The organism is Afipia birgiae 34632 (assembly GCF_000308295.2).
Taxonomy (GTDB): domain Bacteria; phylum Pseudomonadota; class Alphaproteobacteria; order Rhizobiales; family Xanthobacteraceae; genus Afipia; species Afipia birgiae.
The window spans coordinates 784,579-806,945 of the sequence record NZ_HG326654.1 but is presented as its reverse complement, the minus strand read 5'-3'; the positions used below and the strand labels follow the sequence as shown (position 1 = coordinate 806,945).

The 22,367-nt window shown below is 62.7% G+C and carries 25 protein-coding genes and 1 pseudogene; 15 read left to right on the top strand and 11 right to left on the bottom strand.

The genetic code is table 11. The features are described from left to right. The first annotated feature begins 65 nt into the window (after window positions 1-65). Window positions 66-770: a glutathione binding-like protein gene (locus tag BN32_RS22485; protein WP_040427477.1), complete on the top strand. Its 705-nt coding sequence runs from the start codon at window positions 66-68 to the stop codon at window positions 768-770. 65 nt (window positions 771-835) lie between these two features. Then, window positions 836-1,531, top strand: coding sequence for a glutathione S-transferase family protein (locus tag BN32_RS22480; protein WP_019195754.1), 696 nt, complete (start codon window positions 836-838; stop codon window positions 1,529-1,531). Between the two features lie 134 nt (window positions 1,532-1,665). Here the strand turns inward: BN32_RS22480 and BN32_RS27925 are convergent, their stop codons facing one another. Continuing rightward, on the bottom strand, window positions 1,666-1,845 hold the full coding sequence (locus BN32_RS27925) for a cysteine-rich CWC family protein (protein ID WP_082773446.1): 180 nt from the start codon (window positions 1,843-1,845) through the stop codon (window positions 1,666-1,668). A gap of 147 nt (window positions 1,846-1,992) precedes the next feature. Here BN32_RS27925 and BN32_RS22475 point away from each other — a divergent pair, with 147 nt between their 5' ends. Both BN32_RS22475 and BN32_RS22470 read left to right on the top strand, forming a co-directional pair. Beyond that, a complete protein-coding gene (locus tag BN32_RS22475) occupies window positions 1,993-3,528 on the top strand; it encodes a DUF1800 domain-containing protein (protein WP_019195755.1) in 1,536 nt (511 codons plus the stop codon). Window positions 3,529-3,530: 2 nt separating this feature from the next. Continuing rightward, on the top strand, window positions 3,531-4,772 hold the full coding sequence (locus tag BN32_RS22470) for a DUF1501 domain-containing protein (RefSeq protein WP_040427247.1): 1,242 nt from the start codon (window positions 3,531-3,533) through the stop codon (window positions 4,770-4,772). On the opposite strand, the gene BN32_RS26490 is transcribed toward BN32_RS22470, so the two are convergent. From BN32_RS26490 to olsA, 5 genes and pseudogenes are all read right to left on the bottom strand, one after another. Then, on the bottom strand, window positions 4,773-5,138 hold the full coding sequence (locus BN32_RS26490) for an endonuclease domain-containing protein (RefSeq protein ID WP_244438246.1): 366 nt from the start codon (window positions 5,136-5,138) through the stop codon (window positions 4,773-4,775). A 120-nt stretch (window positions 5,139-5,258) separates the two neighbouring features. Beyond that, a pseudogene (locus tag BN32_RS27020) lies at window positions 5,259-5,399 on the bottom strand (aldo/keto reductase); the annotation flags it as partial. A 96-nt stretch (window positions 5,400-5,495) separates the two neighbouring features. Then, complete coding sequence (locus BN32_RS27015; protein ID WP_152343887.1) at window positions 5,496-5,795, bottom strand: hypothetical protein; 300 nt, start codon at window positions 5,793-5,795, stop codon at window positions 5,496-5,498. A 204-nt stretch (window positions 5,796-5,999) separates the two neighbouring features. After that, window positions 6,000-6,941 carry an aldo/keto reductase gene (locus tag BN32_RS22465; RefSeq protein WP_019195758.1) on the bottom strand — a complete coding sequence of 314 codons (942 nt, stop codon included), beginning with the start codon at window positions 6,939-6,941 and terminating at the stop codon, window positions 6,000-6,002. An 11-nt stretch (window positions 6,942-6,952) separates the two neighbouring features. Continuing rightward, window positions 6,953-7,798: a lyso-ornithine lipid O-acyltransferase gene (olsA, locus tag BN32_RS22460; RefSeq protein WP_019195759.1), complete on the bottom strand. Its 846-nt coding sequence runs from the start codon at window positions 7,796-7,798 to the stop codon at window positions 6,953-6,955. Window positions 7,799-7,899: 101 nt separating this feature from the next. Between olsA and BN32_RS22455 the strand changes: the two genes are divergently transcribed. After that, window positions 7,900-8,280, top strand: coding sequence for a YkvA family protein (locus BN32_RS22455; RefSeq protein WP_019195760.1), 381 nt, complete (start codon window positions 7,900-7,902; stop codon window positions 8,278-8,280). A gap of 351 nt (window positions 8,281-8,631) precedes the next feature. Next, a complete protein-coding gene (locus BN32_RS22450) occupies window positions 8,632-8,988 on the top strand; it encodes a DMT family protein (protein ID WP_040427475.1) in 357 nt (118 codons plus the stop codon). Here the strand turns inward: BN32_RS22450 and BN32_RS27010 are convergent. The 5 genes from BN32_RS27010 to BN32_RS22430 all read right to left on the bottom strand — a co-directional run bounded on the left by BN32_RS27010 (window position 8,966) and on the right by BN32_RS22430 (window position 12,642). Continuing rightward, window positions 8,966-9,118: a hypothetical protein gene (locus BN32_RS27010; RefSeq protein WP_019195762.1), complete on the bottom strand. Its 153-nt coding sequence runs from the start codon at window positions 9,116-9,118 to the stop codon at window positions 8,966-8,968. The two genes, BN32_RS22450 and BN32_RS27010, sit on opposite strands and share 23 nt — an antisense overlap. Window positions 9,119-9,188: 70 nt before the next feature. Continuing rightward, window positions 9,189-9,368 carry a hypothetical protein gene (locus tag BN32_RS22445; RefSeq protein WP_019195763.1) on the bottom strand — a complete coding sequence of 60 codons (180 nt, stop codon included), beginning with the start codon at window positions 9,366-9,368 and terminating at the stop codon, window positions 9,189-9,191. A gap of 161 nt (window positions 9,369-9,529) precedes the next feature. Next, a complete protein-coding gene (locus BN32_RS22440) occupies window positions 9,530-10,201 on the bottom strand; it encodes a glutathione S-transferase family protein (protein WP_040427244.1) in 672 nt (223 codons plus the stop codon). 235 nt (window positions 10,202-10,436) lie between these two features. Further along, window positions 10,437-11,447: a glycosyltransferase family 2 protein gene (locus BN32_RS22435; RefSeq protein ID WP_019195765.1), complete on the bottom strand. Its 1,011-nt coding sequence runs from the start codon at window positions 11,445-11,447 to the stop codon at window positions 10,437-10,439. Next, window positions 11,413-12,642, bottom strand: a complete 1,230-nt coding sequence (locus tag BN32_RS22430) for a glycosyltransferase family 87 protein (RefSeq protein ID WP_019195766.1) — start codon at window positions 12,640-12,642, stop codon at window positions 11,413-11,415. The genes BN32_RS22435 and BN32_RS22430 overlap by 35 nt, the downstream gene beginning before the upstream one ends. A 211-nt stretch (window positions 12,643-12,853) precedes the next feature. On the opposite strand from BN32_RS22430, the gene BN32_RS22425 reads away from it, so the two are divergent. The 9 genes from BN32_RS22425 to BN32_RS22385 all read left to right on the top strand — a co-directional run bounded on the left by BN32_RS22425 (window position 12,854) and on the right by BN32_RS22385 (window position 22,318). Next, entirely contained in the window at window positions 12,854-14,056 is a 1,203-nt protein-coding gene (locus tag BN32_RS22425) for a pyridoxal phosphate-dependent aminotransferase (protein WP_040427471.1), read from the top strand. 115 nt (window positions 14,057-14,171) lie between these two features. Beyond that, window positions 14,172-14,864, top strand: a complete 693-nt coding sequence (locus BN32_RS22420) for an alpha/beta hydrolase (RefSeq protein WP_019195768.1) — start codon at window positions 14,172-14,174, stop codon at window positions 14,862-14,864. Between the two features lie 189 nt (window positions 14,865-15,053). Then, entirely contained in the window at window positions 15,054-15,575 is a 522-nt protein-coding gene (locus tag BN32_RS22415) for a DUF992 domain-containing protein (protein ID WP_019195769.1), read from the top strand. A 356-nt stretch (window positions 15,576-15,931) separates the two neighbouring features. Continuing rightward, a complete protein-coding gene (locus BN32_RS22410) occupies window positions 15,932-16,414 on the top strand; it encodes a DUF992 domain-containing protein (protein WP_019195770.1) in 483 nt (160 codons plus the stop codon). 344 nt (window positions 16,415-16,758) lie between these two features. Beyond that, a complete protein-coding gene (locus BN32_RS22405; RefSeq protein WP_040427242.1) occupies window positions 16,759-18,810 on the top strand; it encodes an elongation factor G in 2,052 nt (683 codons plus the stop codon). 181 nt (window positions 18,811-18,991) lie between these two features. Further along, window positions 18,992-19,264 carry a helix-turn-helix domain-containing protein gene (locus tag BN32_RS22400; protein WP_040427240.1) on the top strand — a complete coding sequence of 91 codons (273 nt, stop codon included), beginning with the start codon at window positions 18,992-18,994 and terminating at the stop codon, window positions 19,262-19,264. Between the two features lie 55 nt (window positions 19,265-19,319). Further along, window positions 19,320-21,041, top strand: a complete 1,722-nt coding sequence (locus BN32_RS22395; RefSeq protein ID WP_019195773.1) for a SulP family inorganic anion transporter — start codon at window positions 19,320-19,322, stop codon at window positions 21,039-21,041. Between the two features lie 59 nt (window positions 21,042-21,100). After that, window positions 21,101-21,937: a shikimate dehydrogenase gene (locus BN32_RS22390; protein WP_040427469.1), complete on the top strand. Its 837-nt coding sequence runs from the start codon at window positions 21,101-21,103 to the stop codon at window positions 21,935-21,937. 75 nt (window positions 21,938-22,012) lie between these two features. Then, window positions 22,013-22,318, top strand: a complete 306-nt coding sequence (locus tag BN32_RS22385) for a hypothetical protein (RefSeq protein WP_019195775.1) — start codon at window positions 22,013-22,015, stop codon at window positions 22,316-22,318. Window positions 22,319-22,367 lie beyond the last annotated feature (49 nt).

Sequence of the window (22,367 nt, the reverse complement as noted above, 5' to 3'; positions counted from 1 at the left end):
AATTTCATGCAATCGCATTGACTTTGCGCTGCCTGCTTGACGCTCCTCATTCCAAGGATAGCAAGATGATCGATCTCTATTACTGGCCGACGCCGAACGGTCACAAGATCACGATGTTCCTCGAAGAAACCGGCCTCGCGTACAAGATTCATCCGGTTAACATCGGCGCCGGCGACCAGTTCAAACCCGAATTTCTGGCGTTCTCGCCGAACAACCGCATGCCCGCAATGATCGATCGGGCGCCGGCCGACGGCGGCGCGCCGGTGAAGATCTTCGAATCCGGTGCGATCCTGATCTATCTCGCGGAGAAGACCGGCAAGTTCATGCCGTCCGATCTGCGCAAGCGCTTCGATGTGATCCAGTGGCTGATGTGGCAGATGGGCGGCCTTGGCCCGATGGCCGGACAGAACCATCACTTCAATGTCTACGCGCCGGAAAAACTCCCTTACGCGATCGACCGCTACATCAACGAGACCAACCGGCTTTATGGCGTGCTGAACAAGCGTCTCGCGGATCGCGAGTACGTCGCCGGCGACTATTCCATCGCCGACATGGCGGCCTATCCGTGGATCGTGCCGTATGAGCGGCAGGGCCAGAAGCTTGAGGACTTCCCGCATCTCAAGCGCTGGTTCGAGACCATCAGGGCAAAGCCCGCGACGGTGCGCGCCTACGAACTCGGACCCAGGGTCAATTCGAATGTGGGCAAGACATTCACCGGCGAGCAGAAGAAGGTGCTGTTCGGGCAGACCGCCGCCGTCGTGAAGGGCTGAGACGGCGTTCACCTCTCCCCGTTTATGGGGAGAGGGAGCTAAGCAGGCAAGATGCAAGGTGAGCGATGACACGAAAACTCTTCGAACTCTGCGGGATTGAGACCGAGCGTGTGTTCAGCCCGTTTTGCTGGCGCACGCGCATGGCGCTGGCGCACAAGGATATCAAGGCCGAAACGATCCCCTGGCGCTTCAGTGAAAGAGACGCCATCGCGCCGCATCAGTCGAACAAGGTGCCGGTGTTCATTGATGGCGAGACATCGGTCGCCGACTCGTGGGCCATCGCGAACTATCTGGAAGACACCTATCCCGATCGTCCCTCGCTGTTCGGCGGCGAGGGCGGACGCGCCATGGGCCGGATGCTGAACTGGTGGGGCGATACGGTCGTGCTTGGCGGCATCTTTCCGATGATCGCTGCCGATATTCACGGCCATTTGCGGCCGGCCGATCAGGCGTATTTCCGCAAGACCCGTGAGGCGCGTCTCGGCAAGACGCTGGAGCAGGCGGCTGCCAATCGCGACGAGGCCGTCGAAGTGTTTCGCCAAAGCCTCACCCCGATGCGGCTGACGCTGAAGACACAGCCCTGGCTCGGCGGCGCGTCGCCAAACTACGCCGACTATATTGCGTTCGGCCCGTTCCAGTGGGCGCGTGCGATCAGCCCGTTCAAGTTGCTGAAAGAAGACGATCCGATCTACGCCTGGCGCGAGAAGTTGCTCGATGCGTTCGGCGGGATGGCGCGGAATTCGCCGGGCTACGCGGTGTAGGGAAGGTCTGCTGCGCGAAATGTCGTCATCCTGAGGTGCGCGCTTTTTCTTGCGCGCCTCGAAGGATGGCCGCCGGTGCTGTCCTGTCATCCTTCGAGGCTCGCCCAAGCGGGCTCGCACCTCAGGATGACGGACTACTTTGTTTCGCCGGCTGTGATTTTCTCGGCCGCCGCCCGGAGGCACGCCGGACACAGGCAATCCTCACCCTCAGCAGGCATCGGCAGCTTGGCGGGCTCATTCATGCACCAGCAATGCCCGGACAGGTCGCAAGTGAAGGCCGTTCCGCAACGCGAGCAGCTCAGGGCGCGCTGCATTGCGGGATTTGTTGGAGGCCTTGTCACAATGCCGTTCACGATTTTGTCGAATCCTTCATGTGACGTTCATGCGCCGGAAGCGCATAATTTACGCACCCGATTCATATTCGGCTACTCCGTCGGCGAGATCAATCGTGAGTTCCAGCTATGGCGCGTGACCCGCAGGGCGCTCACATCGCACTCAACCGGTTCGGGTTTGGCGCGCGCGGCGGCGCAGCCAGCGATTTTTCCAGTGCGGCCTCCGATCCGCGCGGATTCGTCAAGGCGGAACTGGGCCGGCCCAATGCCGCGCTGCTCGATGCGCCGGGTTTGCAGCCATCCCCCGCGCTGGCGCAGGCCGTGTTCGACTATCAGCACGACATCAAGCAGCAGCGCGAAGCCGCCGCGAAAACTGCGCAGGCGATGGCAGCTGTTGCTGACGACCTAACCAAGGGCATGCGGAAGGACTTGCCGAAGGAACTGGCGCCAGAGCCCGGGCTCGAGATGAAGCCCGACGCTGCAACGTCGATGACGTCGCCCGATGCGATGCAGCCGAATACGCCGCCGCGCAAGGAGCCGCCGAAGCCGCTCAACATCATCCAGAAGACATTCCGCGCCGAGGCGCTGGCGCGGCTGCAACGTGCCACCATGGCAGAGAGTGGCTTCGTCGAACGGCTGGTGACGTTCTGGTCGAATCATTTCTGCACCTCCGCCAGCAAGGGCGAACTGGCGCGGATGTGGTCCGGCGCGTTCGAGCGCGAAGCGATCCGGCCGCATGTGCTGGGCAATTTCAGCGACATGTTGCGCGCGGTCGAGCAGCATCCGGCAATGCTGTTCTTCCTCGACAACCAGCGCTCGTTCGGTCCGCTGTCACGCGCCGGGCAGAACCGCAAGCGAGGTCTCAACGAGAACCTCGCGCGCGAGATCATGGAGTTGCATACGCTCGGCGTGAACGGCGGCTACACCCAGGACGACGTGACCTCGCTGGCGCGCATTATCACCGGCTGGACCTTCGCCGGGCGCGACGGGAAGATCGCGCCACCCGGCACCTTCGCCTTCTTCGCCAATGCGCATGAGCCGGGGCCGCAAAAGCTGCTCGGCAAGGTCTATGAAGACACCGGCCTCGCGCAGGGCGAGGCGGCGCTGGCCGATATCGCGCGGCATCCGGCGACGGCAAAGTTCATCGCCACGAAATTCGTGCGTCACTTCGTGGCTGACGATCCGCCGCCCGCGCTGGTGGCGAAGCTCGAAAGCACGTTCAAGAAGACCGGTGGCGATCTGCGCGCGATGACGCTGGCGCTGGCCGATGCGGACGAGGCATGGCGCGCGCCGATGACCAAAATCCGGATGCCGTATGAATATCTGGTGGCTGCGGGGCGGATGATGGGCCGCATTCCCGAAGATCCGCAGCGCTATCTCGGCGGGCTCAATGTGCTTGGCCAGCCGTTGTGGGCGCCCGCAGGCCCGAATGGATTTGCCGATACGAACGCGGCCTGGGCCGCGCCGGAAGGCTTGAAGCTTCGCCTCGATATCGCGTCGCAGATTTCGTCGCGCATTGCCGACAGCATCGATCCGCGCGCGCTGCTTGACGTGGTGGCGGGGGAGGCCGCCTCGGTGGAGACGCGGCAAACTGTTGAACGCGCGGAGTCGCGGCAGCAGGCCTTCGCGCTGCTGCTGATGTCGCCGGAATTCCAGAGGAGATGAGCATGTCCAGCATTTCGGCCGATTGCTGCGAAAGCCATACCGCGCGCGGGTTGACGCGGCGCGCATTGCTGCTCGGATCGGCGACCTTTGCGGCCTGGGCCTACCTGCCGAAATTCGTGCGCGCGAAAGATGGCCGCGATCCGCGCTTTGTCACCATTATCCTGCGCGGCGCGCTGGACGGTCTTGCCACCGTCGCACCGGTCGGCGATCCCGATTACGCCGGGCTGCATGGATCGATCGCGCTGTCGCTCGACGGCGCGCACGCGGCGACCGCGCTCGATTCATTTTTCGCGCTGCATCCGTCGATGCCGGAATTTTCGCGCATGTATAAGGACAAGAAGGCCGCCGTCGTCCATGCCGTGGCGACGCCATATCGCGAGCGCTCGCATTTCGACGGGCAGGATGTGCTGGAAAGCGGCTTTGGCGGGCCGGGCCGCGTGCAAAGCGGCTGGCTCAACCGCGCCCTGGAAGCGCTGCCGCGCGGCGAGCGCGTGATGAGCGGCCTCGCCGTCGGGCCCACCACACCGCTGGTGCTGCGCGGCGCCGCTCCGACGGTCGGCTGGGCACCGCCCTATATTCCGCAAGCTGCCGACGACACCGCGATGCGGCTGGTTAATCTCTACAACCATCGTGATCCCGCACTGGCAGCGGCGTTGTCGCAGGGCTTGCAGATCGACAAGATCGCGGCGCGCGACGATAGCATGAAGCCGAAGTCCGGCATGAACGGCGCGGCCGGGATGCGGCTTGCGGCCAAGGGTGCAGCGCGGTTGATGGCGGCCGATGACGGGCCGCGCATCGCGGCCTTGGCATTCGACGGCTGGGACACCCACGCCAATGAAGGCGGGCCTGTCGGCCGCCTGGCACAATTGCTGTCTGGCCTCGACGGCGCGCTGGGGGAATTCGAGAGCGGCCTCGGCGAGCGCTGGCGCGATACCGTGATCGTGGTCGCCACCGAGTTCGGCCGCACCGCGCGGATCAACGGCACCGAGGGCACCGACCACGGCACCGGCACGGTCGCGTTGCTTGCGGGTGGTGCGGTCAACGGCGGACGCGTGATCTCGGATTGGCCGGGATTGAAAGCCGCCAGTCTTTATGAAGGCCGCGATCTCAAGCCGACCACCGATCTGCGCGGCGTCATCAAGGGCGTGCTGCGCGATCACCTCGGGCTCGGCGACCGCGTGCTGGCGGATGCGGTGTTTCCCGACAGCGGTGCTGTTAGAGGGGTGCAGGGGCTGGTTGTGTAGTCACACGGTTGGCTTTCTTATCCCTCCCCCTTGTGGGGAGGGTCGACCGGCGTCAGCCGGTCGGGGTGGGGGCTTTAGCTCAGCAACAATCGTCTCGACAACTCCATCAAGATAATGATCGATGTCAGAATTCCAGAATCTGAGAACGCGAAAGCCTTGCGATCTCAAAAAATCATTGCGGCGCATGTCTCTTAAAATATGCGGATTCATACCGTGCTGTCCGCCGTCTGCTTCAATGATCAAATGGTGTTTGAAGCAAACGAAGTCGGCGATGAAGGGACCAATTGGTGCTTGTCTGCGGAAGTGATAACCCAACGTCCTTAAATCGCGGAGCTTGACCCAAAGTTTCACTTCTTGCGGCGTCAACCGCTTTCGGAGTTCTCTGGCTCGCGCATTCTGCATCGATCTCGATCACCCCACCCGGCTGACCTACGGTCAGCCACCCTCCCCATTCAGGGGAGGGATGCACTGCGGTTCAATCATAACTTAACTCAAACTCTTCGTAATTCCGTCGATCTGCGTCATCTCGTCCGCCGTCAGCTTCCAGTTGATGGCCTTGGCGTTCTGCTCGATCTGTTCGGTGCTGGATGCGCCGGCAATTACGTTCGATACGCGCGACCGCGTGCTCGCCGAAACCGTGTTTCCCGACAGCGGTGCTGTGAAGGCGATTCAGGGATTGGTCGTCTGATCAAGGCGCCGATCGCCGCCAGATACGCTTCGAAACTACCAACCTCGGCCGAAGAACGGCAGCGAATAGGTCCGGTCGCAATATGGTTGAGGGTAATAGGGACGATAGCCGTCATACGGAAGTGCAGCGCGATAACGCCGCGCATAGCCGTGACGATGATAATATGAATGGTGGCGATAGCGATGACGCGCGCTGATATCGGTTACCCGGTCCGCACCCAAATGCGCATCGTAACGATGTGATGCTTCCACCGGTGTTGCAGAGGCACGTTCCACGAGAAAAGGAGCGCCAAGGAAAGCTGCCGCCAGAGCTGTCACGCCAATCCATAACCTCATTTTGCGAACTCCCGGAGATGAAGCGAGCTAACCTGGATAGTCTAGAGTTACCTGCTCCCTTGCACCAAGTGAATTTCGGAAAGGTGGGCCAGTGCTGGCGATGAGCCGCGGGGCTGATGCGATCCCGGACAATGGTCCGTTCTGGCATCGCAACCCTATGATTTCATTGCCGGGTTGCCCCGCTTGCGGCGGACGACGATGACGTCAGCCCTTGGTGATGGCGTCGATCTGCGCCATCTCGTCCGCCGTCAGCTTCCAGTTGATGGCCTTGGCGTTCTGCTCGATCTGTTCGGCGCTGGATGCGCCGGCGATCACGCTTGAGACCTGCGGCCGCGCAGCCAGCCATGAGAACGCCAGTTCGATCATCGTCTTGCCATGCGCGTTGGCAAAGTCCTGAAGCTTCGCCACGATGTCGAAGTTTTTGTCCGTCATGTAGCGCTCGCCGAGAGACGCTACCTTGCCGAAGCGTGAGTCGGCGGATGGTTTCTCGCCGCGCCTGTATTTTCCGGTCAGCAGGCTGCTGGCCAGCGGAAAGAACGGCAACAGTCCGAGATTGTAGGCCTGCGCGGCCGGCAGCAGATCCGTTTCGATACCGCGCACGATCAGGCTGTATTCGTCCTGGCACGACACGAAGGCATGGGTGTTGATGCCGCGCGCGGTGAATTGCGCTTCGGCGATGCGCCATGCCGGAAAATTCGAGCAGCCGATGTAGCGCACCTTGCCCTGGGTGATGAGGTCTTCCAGCGCACGCAGCGTTTCCTCGATCGGCGTCAGCGGATCGAAATCGTGCTGCTGGTAGAGATCGATGTAGTCGGTCTTCAGCCGGCGCAGGCTGTCTTCCACCGCATTCATGATGTAGCGGCGCGATGCACCCTGCTTGGTGCCGTCATCGCTCATCGCCTTGGAATATTTCGTCGCGAGCACGATGTCCTTGCGGCGGTCGCCGAGCACCTGCCCGAGAACGGTTTCCGAGCCGCCGCGCCCGGCATAGATGTCGGCGGTGTCGAACAGTGTGATACCGAGATCGATGGCCTTGTGAATGATCTTGCGCGAGGTTTCGAGATCGCTGCGCTGGCCGAAGTTGTTGCAGCCGATGCCGACGGCGGACACACGAAGGCCGGAGCTCCCCAGATTTCTGATTTCCATGATCTTTCCTGTCAGGTTTGGTCGAATGCGGGAACGGCCGATGCCGCCGCCTCATGCGTACCTGACGGCCGCGCCGCAGGCGAGCGCAAAGCGCGCGCCGTCATGCGCCGCACGGCGTTTTCGGCGTCCCGCGCGATCTCCTTGCGGTTCGCGGTCATGCCGTAGCCGATGGGCTCGCCCCAACTCACCGTGACGTCGACGGCGCCCGACGAGAACACGCCGAGCAGGTGCGGGATCAGATCGACGTCGCCGTACCACGCCACCTTGTCGCGGAGCGCGCGGCCGACCGGAACGCCGCCATAACGCACATAGGCCAGCGACACCGGCTGCACGGTGACGCGTTCATGATGGGTGGAATCGCCGATGGCGTGATGCACCGAACCGATCAGCGCGGAGCGAAACGGCAGGATGCGGATGCCGTCGCTCGAGGTGCCTTCGGGAAACAGCACGACGGCGTCGCCGCCGAGCAAGCGGTCGCCCATCGCGCGGGCCGCGTCGCCGGTCTTGTGGCGGCGCTCGCGCTCGACGAACACCGTGCGCTGCAGTTTCGCCAATTGGCCGAACAGCGGCCAGTCCGCGACCTCGGACTTGGCGACAAACACCACCGGCGCGATCGCGCCAAGCACGATGATGTCGAGCCAGGATGCATGGTTGGACAGGATCAGCGCCGGACTTTCGCGGGTGCGTTCGCCGATTTGCGTAATCCGGATGCCGATCACGGCGCAGGCGGCGCGATGAAACAGGTTCGGCACGATACGCTGGAGTCGGGAATTGAACAGAATGCCAGCGGCTTGAAACGGCAACAGCAGCAGGGCGATAAAGACCATGACGATGGTCACGTAGATACAGCGGATCATGATGACGTGTCGTGAGAGTGAAAAAGCGCGCGGCTGCGGGGAACCTGCAGACCGATTATAGCGGGTCGTGCGCGGCTGGCAAAAGCGGGTAAGGTCGAGGCATGAGTGGAAAGCTGAGAGATTGGGCGCGTGCTCTCAAGCGCGATGTTCATGCGGTCTACCTCGCCAGCCGCGATCCGCGCGTGCCGTGGTACGCGAAAGCATTGGCCGTGGCGGTGGCGGGATATGCTCTTTCTCCGATTGATCTCATTCCCGATTTCATTCCGATCCTCGGTTATCTGGACGACATCATTCTTGTGCCGCTGGGAATCGTGCTGGTTCTGAAGCTGATCCCGCCATCGATCATGGCCGAACATCGCGCGTTGGCGCTGGCGCAGCAGGATCGCCCAGTGAGCCGCATCGCTGCATTTGCAATCGTTTGTGTCTGGATTGCGTCTGCTGTGCTTGCGGGCTGGCTTGTTTACCGTCACGTCGCGGCATGAATCTCCCGCTGACTCTCCCGAAAAAATGCGGCCCCGGCCGGATGCAGCGCAGAGGGGATTTACGCGGCCGGGGGCCGCCGAAACGCGCGATCGATGACGGGGGCGGGATCGCGCGCCGTCGTCAGGCTAGAGGTTGAGTATTACAGGGCCATGACAGGGCAAATTGTCCACAGGGCGCCTCAATCTGCGATGATATGCCGAATGAGAATTCTTGCGCCGTCCCGCTTTCGCCGGGATGACATCGGATTGGTTGCGCCGCTGGGATTCATCGCAAACTTCAGCCGTCTCCTGTTGCCCTCAAAGTCCCGATCCAGAATCCGCCAAATTGCCTTCCCTCTCGAAAGGATCTCCATGCCCATTGCCATCTCTCCCGGGCTTCAGCCGTTCCTGCTGCTCCTCGTGTCCAATGTCTTCATGACCTTCGCCTGGTACGGGCATCTGAAATACAAGGAACACTCGCTGCCGCTGGTCATCATGGTGAGCTGGGGCATCGCCTTCTTCGAATACTGCATCGCCGTGCCGGCCAACCGCTGGGGCAGCGCGGTCTATTCGGCGGCGCAGCTCAAGACCATGCAGGAAGTCATCACGCTGGTGGTGTTCGCTGGTTTCTCGGTGCTGTACCTGAAGGAGCCGCTGGGCTGGAATCACGCCCTCGGCTTCGCGTTCATCGCCGCCGGCGCGTTTTTCATTTTCCACAAATGGTCGTGAGTCGCGTCGCGACGCAGTCCAGCGGCTGCGCCGGGCTTTGGCCAAGCGCCTGCGTCGCGATCAGAAATCCTGCAAGGAGGACGATCGCCAGCGTCAGAGTCGCTGAAACCACGACAAGCGGTGTTTTCATCCGTGTCTCTCCACCGCGCACGTCAAAGCGAGGCCGCGGGGTCATTTTGGTGCGCAGGGAGTAAGTGGCCTCAGCCGGCAATCGGCATGGCGGCCACGACCTTGATCGACAGCGCCGTGACAGTGACGAGCAGGCATACCGACAGCGACGCCACCGCGAGCGACGCGGCGAGGGCGTTCGACAATCGGGCCGATGCAATACGCGCGGATCGCAGTCCGAAACCAATTCCTGAAACCGGCGACCGGATCATGGTCGTGAATCCTCAAATCGGGCGGCGAATCACCGCTGACCGGAATTTCTCAGGAATCGCTGTCAATATTGCGGCGCGGGGGCGCTAAACGTGGCGGAAGCGAGGCGACGTGAGCAAAATCAGCGGGTTATGCCCGATATCCCGGCTGGAACCGGCGCGCTTCAGGCCTCGGCCCTCAGGCCGGTCTCGGTCCCCGGAGCGGTTTCGGGGGCCGCCACCTCGGCGGGTTTCCACGCCATCGAGACGAAGCGCGGCTCTTGTTCAATCCGCTTCAGCCAGGCGCGCACCGACGGATAGCCGGAGAGGTCGAAGTCGCACTGGTTGGCGACGTGGGTGTAACCGTACATCGCGATGTCCGCGACGGTGAGATGACCCGCCGCGAAATAGTCGTGGGTCTTGAGGTGATTTTCCATCACCCGCAGCGCGGCGTAGCCCCGCTCCATCCAGTCTTCCAGCGAATGGGTCTGCAGGTCGCGGCCGCCGCGCACCAGCACCAGCCAGAAATACGCGGCGCCGACGCTCGGCTCCAGCGCATGCTGTTCGAAGAACATCCATTGCAGCGCCTGCGCGCGATCGATGCGATCTTCCGGCGCGAGCGACGTGCCGATGGCGACGTACCAGAGGATCGCGTTGGACTCCGCAAGGTAACGGCCGTCGGCGACTTCGAGCAGCGGCACCTGTCCTGAGGGATTGCGCGCAAGAAATTCCGGTGTGCGGCTTTCGCCGCGCAGAATGTCGACCTCGATCGCCTTGTAGGGCGCGTTCAACAGCGACAGCGCAAGGCGGACCTTGTAGCTGTTGCCGGAACGTTGCATCGAGTAAAGTTTATACATGCGGGCCTTCGAAAAATACCGTCTGTGACCAGCGGCGCGAGCGGAGTGCTGTCCGGCCCGACCCTCGGCCGATGTACAATGAGGTTCCGGGCCGCGTGCCGCAAGGCCTTCACGTTAGAAAAAGTCAAATCGCTCACAGCCATGCGCGTGACCACGATTTTATGCTGCGGAACGGGGTCTCGCGCGTCAATTTCACGCAAATCGGCGTGAAGGAATGATCTGCAATCCGTGATCGTCAGGATTTGTTCGCAACTGCGTCAAGATCGAGATAGCGCATGCGCTTCGCTTCGCGGCGGCCCTGCGCGATGGCTTCCAGCACCAAGCCGATGGCGAAACTGAGGAAGCCGAGTTGCGCGATGGCGGCGGCGAGAATCGCGGTCGGAAAACGCGGTACGAGGCCAGTCTCCAGATAGGTGACGATCAGCGGCGCACCGAGACCAAGACAGATCAGCAGCAGCATCGCGCCGATCGCGCTGAAGAAGCGCAGCGGCCGCGTCTCCTTGTAGAGCTTGATCAGCGTCAGCAGGATGCGGGTGCCGTCGCGATACGTCCGCAATTTGCTTTGCGATCCTTCAGGCCGTGTCGCATAAGGCAGCGGCATCTCGCCGGTGGCGATCTTGAGATCGAGCGCGTGCACCGAAAGCTCCGCCTCGATTTCGAAACCGCTCGACGTGACCGGAAACGATTTCGCGAAGCGCCGCGACAGCACGCGGTAGCCCGAGAGAATATCGGTGAATCCGTCGCCGAACATGTGCGCGAGGATGCGGTTGAAGAGGTGGTTGCCGAAACGGTGTCCGCGCGGAAATGCGCCGTCGCCGCCGTTGCGGGTGCCGACCATCATGTCGAGATTGCGCGTCACCAGCGCCTCGATCAGCGCGCCTGCGGCGCTCGGATCGTAGGTCGCATCGCCGTCGGCGAGGATGTAGATGTCGGCATCGATGTCGGCCAGCATGCGGCGGACCACGTTGCCTTTGCCCTGAAGCATTTCACGCCGGACGATGGCGCCGGCTGCGACGGCGGCCTCATAGGTGCCGTCGGTGGAATTGTTGTCGTAGACGTAGATCCGCGCGCCGGGCAGCGCGCGCTTGAAGCCGTCGATCACGGTGCCGATCGCGGCTTCCTCGTTGTAACACGGCAGCAGCACCGCGATGGAACGATTGCGCACCATCGCACTGTGCGGAAACAGGTCATCGATTTCGTCGCGGACGCGGTCAAGCTTTGACAAGGCGGCTGCTCCCGATTGCATGAATGCCGAGGTCGCTCGCCGCGCGCCGCAGCGTCATGGCGTAAAGCGCGAGCATGACGATGAGGCCGAGCGGAATGCCGCTCAGTCCCGCGATGCTGCGGGTGAGGAACGGCGCGGCCCAGGCCAGCGCCAGCAGCGACACTTCGTAAGAATGAAAGCCGCGTGCGAATCCGTGACGGACGAGGAATGCGATGGCAATGCCCAGCACCACCATGTCGTAGTCCAGCACATAGGGTGTCACGAGGAGACTGGCGACCGCGAGCGCCGCGGCCTTGAGTTCGAACGCGGCCTGCGAGCGCCATAGCCAGACGATGGAGGCGGCGAGCGCCAGCGCCAGCGCGCCCTGCGCGGCATAGGCTACATCGATGCTCCCACCCCACATCCGCACCGCCGAGAACAGCGACTGGATTTTCTCCCAGCCGGTGCCGCCGGCTTCCAGCACCACCGTCCGCGTGAAAGTCGCGGACTCGGCGAAGGCGTGCCAGACGCTCATGCCGAACAGCAGTGTCGATGCGACGATCAGCGCCGCCACGGTGGCGGTGGCGCTCAGGATCGTGGTCCAGCGTCCGGTCACGAGCAGCACGAGCGGAATCAGGATTCCGAATTGCGGCTTGTACGACAGCAGGCCGAGCAATATCCCGGCCAGCACAGGCCGACGATCAAGCAGAGTGAGGAATCCGCCGAGCAGGGCCGCGGTGAAAAACGCATTCTGGCCGTGACCGGCATTGACGAATACGGCGGGAAACGCCGCCGTCGCCAACAGCGTCTCGCGCCGTGGCACAATGGCATAGACCGCCGCCATGAAAGCGGGGAGCGAGACCGCGAGCCAGCATGCGAGCGCGAGCGCGTAGGGCATCAGCGCGAGCAGTGCGGCGACCATCAGAAAGAACGGCGGATAGTGCCAGCCGAAGAATGGTACGTCGCGGCCTTCGAACACCGCGATCTCGGCGGCATGCTGAAGTTCCGGATCGTAGGCGTCGGGCGCTTTGCCAGACAGCGTCAGGGCACCGGCAGCGTAGACGTTCGAGAAGTCTGTCCCGATCGGTTTGCCGTTGCGGTCGATCAAGTGGCTTGAGGTCGCAAGCAGGCCGATCAGGCCGGCCAGCGAGATGGCGAGCACCAGCAGGGCATAGCCGCGGATACGGCCTGGCGTGAGCCAGCTTCCGGTCCGTAGATCTTGCCAGATATGGCTCATTTTCTCGCCAGAATTTACGAATGTTGCAGGGTTCGCTTTGAGCGCACCGACCCTAGGCGGGGCGCTTTAAGGTTTCCTTAGTCCCTCAACCAATTTCGTGTGTTTCCGGCAAAGTTTCTTGCGATGCAGCGTCGCCCGTTTTAGGGTGCCCCGCCCGCAAAAATCCGCGAATCCGGGCCTTCGCGACCATCAGCATCCTTAGGAGAATATGATGTCGTTTCTGTCCGCTGCGCTTGACCGTGTGAAGCCGTCCGCGACCATCGCGGTCACGGATAAAGCACGTCAGCTCAAAGCCGCGGGCCGCAACGTCATCGGCCTTGGCGCCGGCGAGCCGGATTTCGACACGCCCGCCAATATCAAGCTGGCGGCGATCCACGCCATCGAGGCCGGCAAGACCAAGTACACCGCGGTGGACGGTATTCCCGAACTGAAAGAGGCGATCATCGCCAAGTTTCAGCGCGAGAACGGCCTGACCTACAAGCCGAACCAGATCACGGTCGGCACCGGCGGCAAGCAGGTGCTGTACAATGCGCTGATGGCGACGCTGAACCCGGGCGACGAGGTCATCATCCCGGCGCCGTACTGGGTGAGCTATCCGGAAATGGTGGCGCTGGCCGGCGGCACGCCTGTGCCTGTGGTCTGTACCGCGGAGTTCGGTTTCAAGCTGCAGCCTGCCGCGCTGGAAGCCGCGATCACGCCGAAGACCAAGTGGATCATCCTGTGCTCGCCGTCGAACCCGACCGGCTCCGCCTATACGCGCGCGGAGTTGAAGGTGCTCACCGACGTGCTGATGAAGCATCCGCATGTCTGGGTGATGACCGACGACATGTACGAACACCTCGTCTACGACGACTTCGAATTCACCACGCCGGCGCAGGTCGAGCCGAAACTGTTCGACCGCACGCTGACGGTGAACGGTGTGTCGAAAGCCTATTGCATGACCGGCTGGCGCATCGGCTATGCAGGCGGCCCGCAGCAGCTCATTTCGGCGATGGCGACCATCCAGTCGCAATCGACCTCGAACCCGTCGTCGATCGCGCAGTGGGCTGCGGTTGAAGCGCTCAACGGTCCGCAGGATTTTATCCCCGCCAACAACGCCGTGTTCAAGGAGCGCCGCGATCTCGTGGTCGCCATGCTCAATCAGGCGAGCGGCATCGATTGCCCGCGTCCGGAAGGCGCGTTCTATGTCTATCCGTCCTGCGCGGGCACCATGGGCAAGACAGCGCCGTCGGGCAAAAAGCTCGCGACCGATGAAGATTTCGTGACCGAGCTTCTGGAGACCGAGGGCGTTGCGGTGGTGCAGGGGTCCGCATTCGGCCTCGGTCCGGCGTTTCGCATCTCCTACGCGACGAAAACTTCGGACCTTGAGGAAGCCTGCAGGCGCATTCAGCGCTTCTGCGGCAACCTGCGATAATAGGTAACTGCCAAGTCTTTGCGGCGGTGTCTTCCGGCCCACCTTGTTTCGACAGGGTGGGCCTTTCGATGTACCGTGAGGTAAGGGGCCAGGACCAAACCTCGGGAGGACAGTCATGACTGACAAGCCTTCGATCATTCTGGTGCATGGATTCTGGGGCGGTGCCGCGCACTGGAGCAAGGTTATCGTCGAACTTGCGCGACGCGGTCACACGTCTCTCCATGCCGTTGAAATGCCTTTGACCTCGCTGGCCGATGATGCCGAGCGGACCCGAAAGATGATTGCGCAGCAGGCTGGGCCGGTCCTGCTGGTCGGTCACTCGTATGGCGGCGCCGTTATCACGCAGGCAGGCAACCAGCCGAATGTGGTTGGTCTGGTGTACATCGCGGCATTTGCTCCCGATGCCGGCGAAAGCCCGGGTGGCATTACCGCAAAGCATCCGCCGGCTGGCGCCGCCAATCTTGCGCCTGACAGTGATGGCTATCTCTGGGTCAAGCCGGACAAATATCACGAAAGCTTTTGTCAGGATCTGGCCCCGGAGGAAGGGCTGGTCATGGGCGTGACCCAGAAGGCGCCCCTCGCCAGTACGTTTGCGGACGAAATCTCCGCGCCGGCATGGAAGAAGAAGCCTTCCTGGTATCAGATATCCAGTGAGGACCGGATGATCGCCCCGGCAAATCAGGAATGGATGTCCGCGCGGCTTGGAGCCAAGAAGATAATTACCCTGAAGGCAAGCCACGCCTCCCTCGCATCAATGCCGCGCGAGGTTGCGGCGCTTATTGAGGAAGCCGCCGCCGCGACGACATGATCGTCCGGCCTGCAAACGCACCCGGTGCTCTGCGGTAATTTGCGATAAGGCAACACTTGTGAATTATGCTGGCATTTTGCGAATTATGCCGACATTTTGATAGCAAATGGGCGAAGCGCCATGTTTTTGACACGGCGCTTCCCTTTTGTCCGGCCGCTAACCAAAACATGCAATCTGGAGTTCTAATTCATGCGTCTTTCATCCCTCCTCGGTGTCGCGTTCGCGGCACTCGTCGCCTCGGTCGCCACGGCGAACGCACAGCAGCAGGGCGTGCGCGTCGGCGTGCTTGAATGCCGCGGCGGCCAGAACGTCGGCATGGTGATCACATCCGCGACCACGCTCGAATGCGCCTTCCGCAGCGAAGGCCGCCGTCCCGAGCCTTACCTGGCGCATGTCAGCCGCTTCGGCGTCGATCTGGGCATCACCGAGAACACCGGCCTTGCGTGGGCCGTGCATGCGCCAACCCGGCGCGTTGGCCCTGGCGATCTCGCCGGCAGCTACGGCGGTGTGGGCGGCAACGCCTCGTTCTTCCTCGGCGGCGGCGGCAACCTGCTGTGGGGCGGTTCGCAGAATTCCTTCGCGCTTCAGCCGCTCAGCCTGCAGGGCCAGACCGGCATGAACGTAACCGGCGGCATCGTCGGCCTCCAGCTTGAACCCGTCACCTTCAAGCGCGCCTACAAGAAGAAGCGTCAGCATCGCCACCATCACTAAAAGTCCTGTTGGTTGCGTTTTCTGCGGCGAACCGGTGTCCACTTCGCCGGAAAACGCTTCAGGCGTTTGAGTTAACAAAACGGAATGAGAAAGGCCCGCTGATGCGGGCCTTTTTTGTTACTCTTTAAGTGTTGTTGTCAGAAGGCAATTGAACATTGCTGCGCCAGTGTCCTAAATCCGGAGTTCGCCTCGTTTTGCGGCCCGTGTGGTTTTGGTTCACAAGTCCGAAAAGGAATTTACTGCCCCAGAATGATGCGGACTTGCGAACCACCACATTGCTATGACTAGATGCGCGAACTCCCTGTATTCTTTTCAAATCGTCAGTTCTGTTCGCGCCATTCAGCCGGAGATATCCCATGCGCCGTCTTTCGACCTTCCTGTCCGTTGCCTCGGCCGCCCTCGTTGCGTCGGCTGTTCTTGTTCATGCGCAGTCGGGGCGCACCCAGGTCGGCGTGCTTGAATGCCGCGGCGGTCCGAATGTCGGCATGATCGTCGGCTCGGTCTCCAATCTCGGCTGCGTCCTGCGTTCGCAGGGCCGTCCGGACGATCTCTATACCGCGCGCATCACCAAGCTCGGCGTCGATATCGGCATCACCACCGAGACAGCGCTGTCATGGGCCGTGTTCGCGCCGACCGTTCAGGTCGGCCCCGGCGATCTGTCCGGCAACTATGCCGGCGTCACCGCCAGCGCCGCGGTTGGTGTCGGCCTCGGCGCCAACGCGCTGATCGGCGGCTCGCAGAACTCGTTCGCCTTGCAGCCGCTCAGCGTGCAGGGCCAGACCGGATTGAGCGTGGCTGGCGGCGTGCAGAGCCTGGAACTGCGTCCCGGCCGCTTCTAAGCTCCACATTTATTTTTTTGCGAAGGCCCGCCGCGACGGCGGGCCTTTTGTTTTCGATAATGTCTGCAACAGGACAGCAACTTTAGGTGATCGGTCGATGGTGCGCAGCGGTATGTTTCCCGCTTGCCAACCCCGCCGCGCCTTGAGACGATCCTGTTGCCGACCCGCGTGAGCGCATTCAGCAGAAGTGGGATTGGCGCGAGCGGAATGCGCGCAACATTGAAGTAAGAGTGTTCCGGCGGCGACCGGATTCCATCCTCGGGTCAGGCCCATAGCGCTTGCCCAGGGACATGCTTCGCCGGAACTCGCTCGATGCGGGCCGTGCTCCAGACAGGAGACGGCAGATGGGACAAGACAACCTGAGAAGTCCCCGTGGTCCCCGGTGCATTGCGCTGGTGGGCCCATTTCAGAGTGGCAAGACCACGTTACTTGAAGCGATCCTGGCCCGGACCGGGGCCATTCCCAAAGCAGGCACCATCGAGGCGTGTAACACTATCGGGGATTCATCTCCGCAGGCGCGGCACCATCGCATGAGCGTTGGCCTGACTGCTGCGACCACGACGTTCATGGGCGACAGCTACACCTTTATCGATTGTCCGGGTTCGGTCGAATTCGCCCATGACATGCGTGCGGCGCTGCCGGCGGTCGATGCCGCAGTGATTGTGTGCGAAGCCGACGAGCGCAAGCTGCCGCAGTTGCAACTCATCATGCGCGAGCTGGAAGATCTCGGCATTCCGCGCTTCCTGTTTCTGAACAAGATCGACAAGGCGAACAAGCGCATCCGCGAAACGCTGGCAACCTTGCAGCCGGCGTCGCGCACGCCGCTGGTGTTGCGGCAGATTCCGATCTGGAAGGGCGATCTGATCGCCGGTTTTGTCGATCTCGCGCTGGAGCGCGCCTTCGTCTATCGCGAGCACATGCCCTCCGAGGTGATCGATCTCGAACCCGGCGATCTCGATCGCGAAAAGGAAGCCCGGCTTACGATGCTGGAGAAGCTCGCCGATCATGACGACCGGCTGCTCGAACAGTTGCTGGAAGACATTCCGCCGCCGCGCGACGCGGTGTTCGACGATCTCGCCAGCGAACTGCGCGAAGGGCAGATATGCCCGGTGCTGCTCGGCTGCGCGACGCGCGAGAACGGCGTGCTGCGTTTGATGAAGGCGCTGCGGCACGAAGCGCCCGGTGTCACGGTAACCGCCGAACGGCTCGGCGCTTCCGACGAGAAGACGGCGCTCGCTTACGTCATGAAGACCACGCACCTCCAGCATGGCGGCAAGCTGTCGCTGACGCGGATTCTGCGCGGCCACGTCGCCGACGGCGACACCGTGCAGTCCTCAGGCGGCAGCGCTGGCCGCATCTCGGGAATTGTTGCGCCGAATGTCGGCAGTGACACCAAGCGTGTATCAGCCGTTGCGGGTGACACCGTTTCGCTCGGCAAGCTGGATGCGGTGAAGACCGGCGATACGCTGACGACGGGCAAGACCGCGCCTGAAACGCTGGTGGACGTCGTGCCGACCGCGCCCGTGCTGGCAACGGCGCTCGCAGCAACGGATCGCAAGGACGACGTCAAACTCGGCCAAGCCCTGACGCGCCTTGTCGAGGAAGATCCGTCGCTGAGCGTCGTCCACAATCCGCTCACCCACCAGATGGTGCTGTGGGGGCAGGGCGAAATGCATCTGCGCGTCGCGGTCGAGCGCCTGCAAGACCGCTTTGGCGTCAGCGTGAAGCAACACGCACCGCCGGTAGGCTATCAGGAGACCATCCGCAAGACGATCACCCAGCGCGGACGCCACAAGAAGCAATCCGGCGGCCACGGCCAGTTCGGCGATGTGGTGCTGGCCATCAAGCCGCTGCCACGCGGCAGCGGCTTCGTGTTCATCGAGAAGATCGTCGGGGGCGCGGTGCCGAAGAACTATATCGGCGCGGTCGAGGAGGGCGCAGGCGATGGTCTTGCGCGCGGGCCGCTCGGCTTCCCGGTGATCGACATCGAGGTGACGTTGACGGACGGCTCCTATCACAGCGTCGACTCGTCCGATCAGGCGTTCCGGACTGCGGCGAGGATCGGCGTTACCGAAGCCCTGCCGCAATGCGCGCCGGTGCTGCTCGAGCCGATCCATGTGGTCGAGATCGTTTGCCCGACCGACGCGACTGCGAAGATCAACTCCATCCTGTCCGGGCGGCGCGGCCAAATTCTCGGCTTCGATACCCGCGAAGGCTGGACCGGCTGGGATCTGGTGCGGGCGATGATGCCTGAAGCGGAGATCGGCGATCTGATCGTGGAGGTGCGATCCGCCACGGCCGGCGCGGGCGGCTTCACCCGGCAGTTCGACCACATGTCGGAAGTAACCGGCCGCGCGGCGGATCAGATCATCGCCGCGCATCGCGCGGCTGCGTAGGCCGGACGAGAAAGCCCGCAGTCTTCACCTCTCCCCGCGCGTGGAGAGGTGAGGGGTTGCCGGTGGTGGTGGTGGTCAGATCGCGCAAAGTTGAAGGATACAAGCGGCTTAAGTGATGTATAATACATCACTTAAGCCGCTTTATACTTGCATTCTGGTCTCCCAACATGGAATTCTGGCATTGATCACGTCATCGCAAATGCGGGCTGCGCGGGCACTTCTGGGCATCGACCAAAAGACTCTCGCGGCATTGTCCGGCGTGTCGCTTCCGACCATCCAGCGGATGGAAGCCAGCGGCGGCAATGTGCGGGGCATTGTGGATTCGCTGACCAAGGTCGTCGATGCGCTGAACCGCGCGGGCATCGACCTGATCGGCGACAACGCGCGCAGCGAAAGCGGTGGACGCGGCGTGCGGTTGAAGGAACCCGCGCCGGTGCGGATCGAACAAAGTTAGGGCCGGCCATGCGCCGGCGATAAAGCGCGGCAACGCCGTGTGAGGCGCAGGACACATGGACGCATCGAGTTCACAGTCGAGCCAGCCGCAGCCGACATTCGCCGAACTTTACACGCCGAAATTCGTCACGGTCCTGCGGGAAGGCTACAGCCTTGATGTACTTCGCGCCGACGTGGCCGCGGGTCTGACCGTCGCCATCGTCGCGCTGCCGTTGTCGATGGCCATTGCGATCGCCTCCGGCACTACGCCTGACCGCGGACTTTACGCAGCAATCTTCGGCGGCTTCCTTGTCTCGTTGCTCGGCGGAAGCCGGTTTCAGATCGGCGGCCCCGCCGGCGCGTTTATCGTGCTGGTTGCGGCATCGATGGCGCGTCACGGAATCGACGGCGTGCTGCTGGCGACGATGATCGCCGGACTGATTCTGGTCGCTGCCGGATTCCTGCGGCTCGGCACCTACATCAAGTTCATTCCCTATCCGGTGACGGTGGGCTTCACCGCAGGGATTGCCGTCATCATCTTTGCCAGCCAGATTCGCGATCTGCTCGGCCTCACGCTTGCGGGCCAGGAACCCGGCGAACTGATTCCGAAGCTTGAAACACTGGGACGCGCCATCGGCACCACGAATGTTGCGGCGGTGGCGATCTCGGTCGCGACCATCGCGATCATCTCCGGTTTGCGGAAACTGCGTCCGACCTGGCCCGGCATGCTGATCGCGGTCGTCGTTACCGGTGTAGCGGCGGCGCTGCTGGCACTGCCGGTGGAAACCATCGGCACGCGCTTTGGCGGCATTCCGCAATCGTTTCCGGCTCCGTCGCTTCCCGTTATCACGCTGGCGAAGATTCAGGCTGTCCTGCCCGACGCGATGGCTTTCGCGCTGCTCGGCGCCATCGAGTCGCTGTTGTCCGCTGTAGTCGCCGACGGCATGACCGGCCGCCGCCATCGCTCCAACTCTGAACTGGTGGCGCAGGGCTTCGCCAATATCGGCTCGGCTGTCTTCGGCGGTATCTGCGTCACAGGCACCATCGCGCGCACCGCCACCAATGTTCGCGCCGGCGCACGCGGGCCGGTGGCGGGCATGCTGCATTCGGTGTTCCTGCTGGCGTTCATGCTGCTGGCTGCGCCTTTGGCGAGCTACATTCCGCTGGCGACGCTAGCGGGGGTGCTCGCCGTGGTGGCGTGGAACATGGCGGAGAAACACGAGTTCGCGACACTCATTCGCTCGTCATGGGGCGATGCCGTCGTGTTGCTCGCGACATTCCTGCTCACGGTGTTCCGCGATCTCACCGAAGGCATCGTGGTCGGTTTCGCGCTTGGCGCGTTGCTGTTCATCCATCGCATGTCGCAGATCACCGGCATCGACACTTATGCGCCGCTCACCGTCGACGACAAGGCCGACAGGTCAAACGGCGACCGCGAACGCTACGATCCCGCCCTCGCTGCGGACCGCGACATCATGGTCTATCGCATCAGCGGCGCATTCTTCTTCGGCGCGGTGGCTGCCGTCGCATCGGTGCTCGATCGCCTGTCCGGCTACAAGGCGCTGGTGATTGACTTCAAGGCGGTACCGCTCCTGGATTCCACCGCGGCGAATGCCATCGCGCAGATCGCGGCCAAGGCGCGGCGTCAGGGCGTGCGGGTGTTCATCACTGGCGCATCGCCAGGTGTACGGCGAACGCTGCTGTCCTATGGCGCGCGGCCGCCGCAGGCGAAATACCGCTCCGACATCGCGAGCGCCGTCTCCGAGATCAAGCGATTGACAGCGCCGGGGGGCGCGTGATTTGACCCGGCAATATGCCATTCTGGCATATTGCCGATCAGGTCGAACCGGAGTCTCCTATGAGCGTCATCCCAGCGGCATGTCTGATCGGCTGGCCCGCGGCGCATTCGCGCTCGCCGCTGATCCACAAATACTGGCTGACGTCCTTCGGCATCGACGGCGATTATCGTATCGAAGCGGTGGAGCCGGCTGCATTCGCGGATTTCATCGGAAATCTTGCGGCGCGCGGTTACAAGGGCGCGAACGTCACCATCCCGCACAAGGAGCAGGCGCTTGCTCTGTCGTCCCCCGATGCGCGGGCGAAGGCGGTGGGCGCTGCCAACACGCTCTATTTCAACAACGGCGCATTGCAATCGACCAACACTGATGTCGAAGGCTTCATCGGCAATCTCGACGCCAGCGCACCGGGATGGGACAGCGCGGACGAGGTGCTGGTGCTGGGTGCGGGCGGATCGTCGCGCGCAGTGATCTTCGGATTGATCGAACGCGGCATCAAGCGCGTGCATCTTGCGAACCGCACCGCGTCGCGGACGCAATTGCTGGCGGACCAGTTCGGCGCGCAGGTGCAGCCGCTGGCATGGGACGCCGTCAACAATGTGCTGCCGCGCGCGAAACTGCTGGTGAACACCACGTCGCTCGGCATGAAGGGACAGCCGCCGCTCGATATCGATGTCGGTGCGCTTCCGTCAGGTGCGACCGTCGCCGATCTGGTGTATGTGCCATTGGAAACCGATCTGCTGAAGACGGCCAGGGCGCGTGGCCTGAAAACCGCCGACGGCCTCGGCATGCTGCTGCATCAGGCGGTACGCGGGTTCGAGTTGTGGTTCGGCAGGCGCCCCGCAGTGACGGCGGAACTGCGGGCGCTGGTCGAGGCGGATCTGGTCGCCAAAAGCTGATTGGCTGCGTCGAAACGCGCCCTTCAGCTTCGCCGGGCGCGAAGTTAAAGCGGCATCCTCAATACGGGAATTGATGTGAACAGAACCGGAAAATTCATTGTCCTCGCGGCGCTCGCGCTTGTGCTCTACAGCGCCTGGACCGTCTATCAGGGTACGCAGGGTTTCAATCCGGCGTCGATCGATAATCTGAAGGAGCGGATGCGCGCGGACTACGCCGCGAAAAACATCACGGCGACCGAAATCACGATGCTTCGTCGCGGCCCGCGCGAACTGGTCGGTTCGGTGAAGCTGAAGGCGCAAGGCTCTGACGAGATTCAGCAGAAGGCCTGCACGGCGACGATGGCCGAGGACAAGGTGACCACGTCCTGGAGCTGTCAGTAAGACGTGCAAGCTTCGTTGCGAGTCGTCATTGCGAGGAGCGTAGCGACGA

What these genes read in the sequence shown, in the direction of transcription:
- BN32_RS22485 (WP_040427477.1), top strand. Translation starts at nt 66, where the DNA reads ATGATCGATCTCTATTACTGGCCGACGCCGAACGGTCACAAGATCACG.
- BN32_RS22480 (WP_019195754.1), top strand. Translation starts at nt 836, where the DNA reads ATGACACGAAAACTCTTCGAACTCTGCGGGATTGAGACCGAGCGTGTG.
- BN32_RS27925 (WP_082773446.1), bottom strand. Translation starts at nt 1,845, where the DNA reads ATGCAGCGCGCCCTGAGCTGCTCGCGTTGCGGAACGGCCTTCACTTGC.
- BN32_RS22475 (WP_019195755.1), top strand. Translation starts at nt 1,993, where the DNA reads ATGGCGCGTGACCCGCAGGGCGCTCACATCGCACTCAACCGGTTCGGG.
- BN32_RS22470 (WP_040427247.1), top strand. Translation starts at nt 3,531, where the DNA reads ATGTCCAGCATTTCGGCCGATTGCTGCGAAAGCCATACCGCGCGCGGG.
- BN32_RS27015 (WP_152343887.1), bottom strand. Translation starts at nt 5,795, where the DNA reads ATGAGGTTATGGATTGGCGTGACAGCTCTGGCGGCAGCTTTCCTTGGC.
- BN32_RS22465 (WP_019195758.1), bottom strand. Translation starts at nt 6,941, where the DNA reads ATGGAAATCAGAAATCTGGGGAGCTCCGGCCTTCGTGTGTCCGCCGTC.
- olsA (WP_019195759.1), bottom strand. Translation starts at nt 7,798, where the DNA reads ATGATCCGCTGTATCTACGTGACCATCGTCATGGTCTTTATCGCCCTG.
- BN32_RS22455 (WP_019195760.1), top strand. Translation starts at nt 7,900, where the DNA reads ATGAGTGGAAAGCTGAGAGATTGGGCGCGTGCTCTCAAGCGCGATGTT.
- BN32_RS22450 (WP_040427475.1), top strand. Translation starts at nt 8,632, where the DNA reads ATGCCCATTGCCATCTCTCCCGGGCTTCAGCCGTTCCTGCTGCTCCTC.
- BN32_RS27010 (WP_019195762.1), bottom strand. Translation starts at nt 9,118, where the DNA reads ATGAAAACACCGCTTGTCGTGGTTTCAGCGACTCTGACGCTGGCGATC.
- BN32_RS22445 (WP_019195763.1), bottom strand. Translation starts at nt 9,368, where the DNA reads ATGATCCGGTCGCCGGTTTCAGGAATTGGTTTCGGACTGCGATCCGCG.
- BN32_RS22440 (WP_040427244.1), bottom strand. Translation starts at nt 10,201, where the DNA reads ATGTATAAACTTTACTCGATGCAACGTTCCGGCAACAGCTACAAGGTC.
- BN32_RS22435 (WP_019195765.1), bottom strand. Translation starts at nt 11,447, where the DNA reads ATGCAATCGGGAGCAGCCGCCTTGTCAAAGCTTGACCGCGTCCGCGAC.
- BN32_RS22430 (WP_019195766.1), bottom strand. Translation starts at nt 12,642, where the DNA reads ATGAGCCATATCTGGCAAGATCTACGGACCGGAAGCTGGCTCACGCCA.
- BN32_RS22425 (WP_040427471.1), top strand. Translation starts at nt 12,854, where the DNA reads ATGTCGTTTCTGTCCGCTGCGCTTGACCGTGTGAAGCCGTCCGCGACC.
- BN32_RS22420 (WP_019195768.1), top strand. Translation starts at nt 14,172, where the DNA reads ATGACTGACAAGCCTTCGATCATTCTGGTGCATGGATTCTGGGGCGGT.
- BN32_RS22415 (WP_019195769.1), top strand. Translation starts at nt 15,054, where the DNA reads ATGCGTCTTTCATCCCTCCTCGGTGTCGCGTTCGCGGCACTCGTCGCC.
- BN32_RS22410 (WP_019195770.1), top strand. Translation starts at nt 15,932, where the DNA reads ATGCGCCGTCTTTCGACCTTCCTGTCCGTTGCCTCGGCCGCCCTCGTT.
- BN32_RS22405 (WP_040427242.1), top strand. Translation starts at nt 16,759, where the DNA reads ATGGGACAAGACAACCTGAGAAGTCCCCGTGGTCCCCGGTGCATTGCG.
- BN32_RS22395 (WP_019195773.1), top strand. Translation starts at nt 19,320, where the DNA reads ATGGACGCATCGAGTTCACAGTCGAGCCAGCCGCAGCCGACATTCGCC.
- BN32_RS22390 (WP_040427469.1), top strand. Translation starts at nt 21,101, where the DNA reads ATGAGCGTCATCCCAGCGGCATGTCTGATCGGCTGGCCCGCGGCGCAT.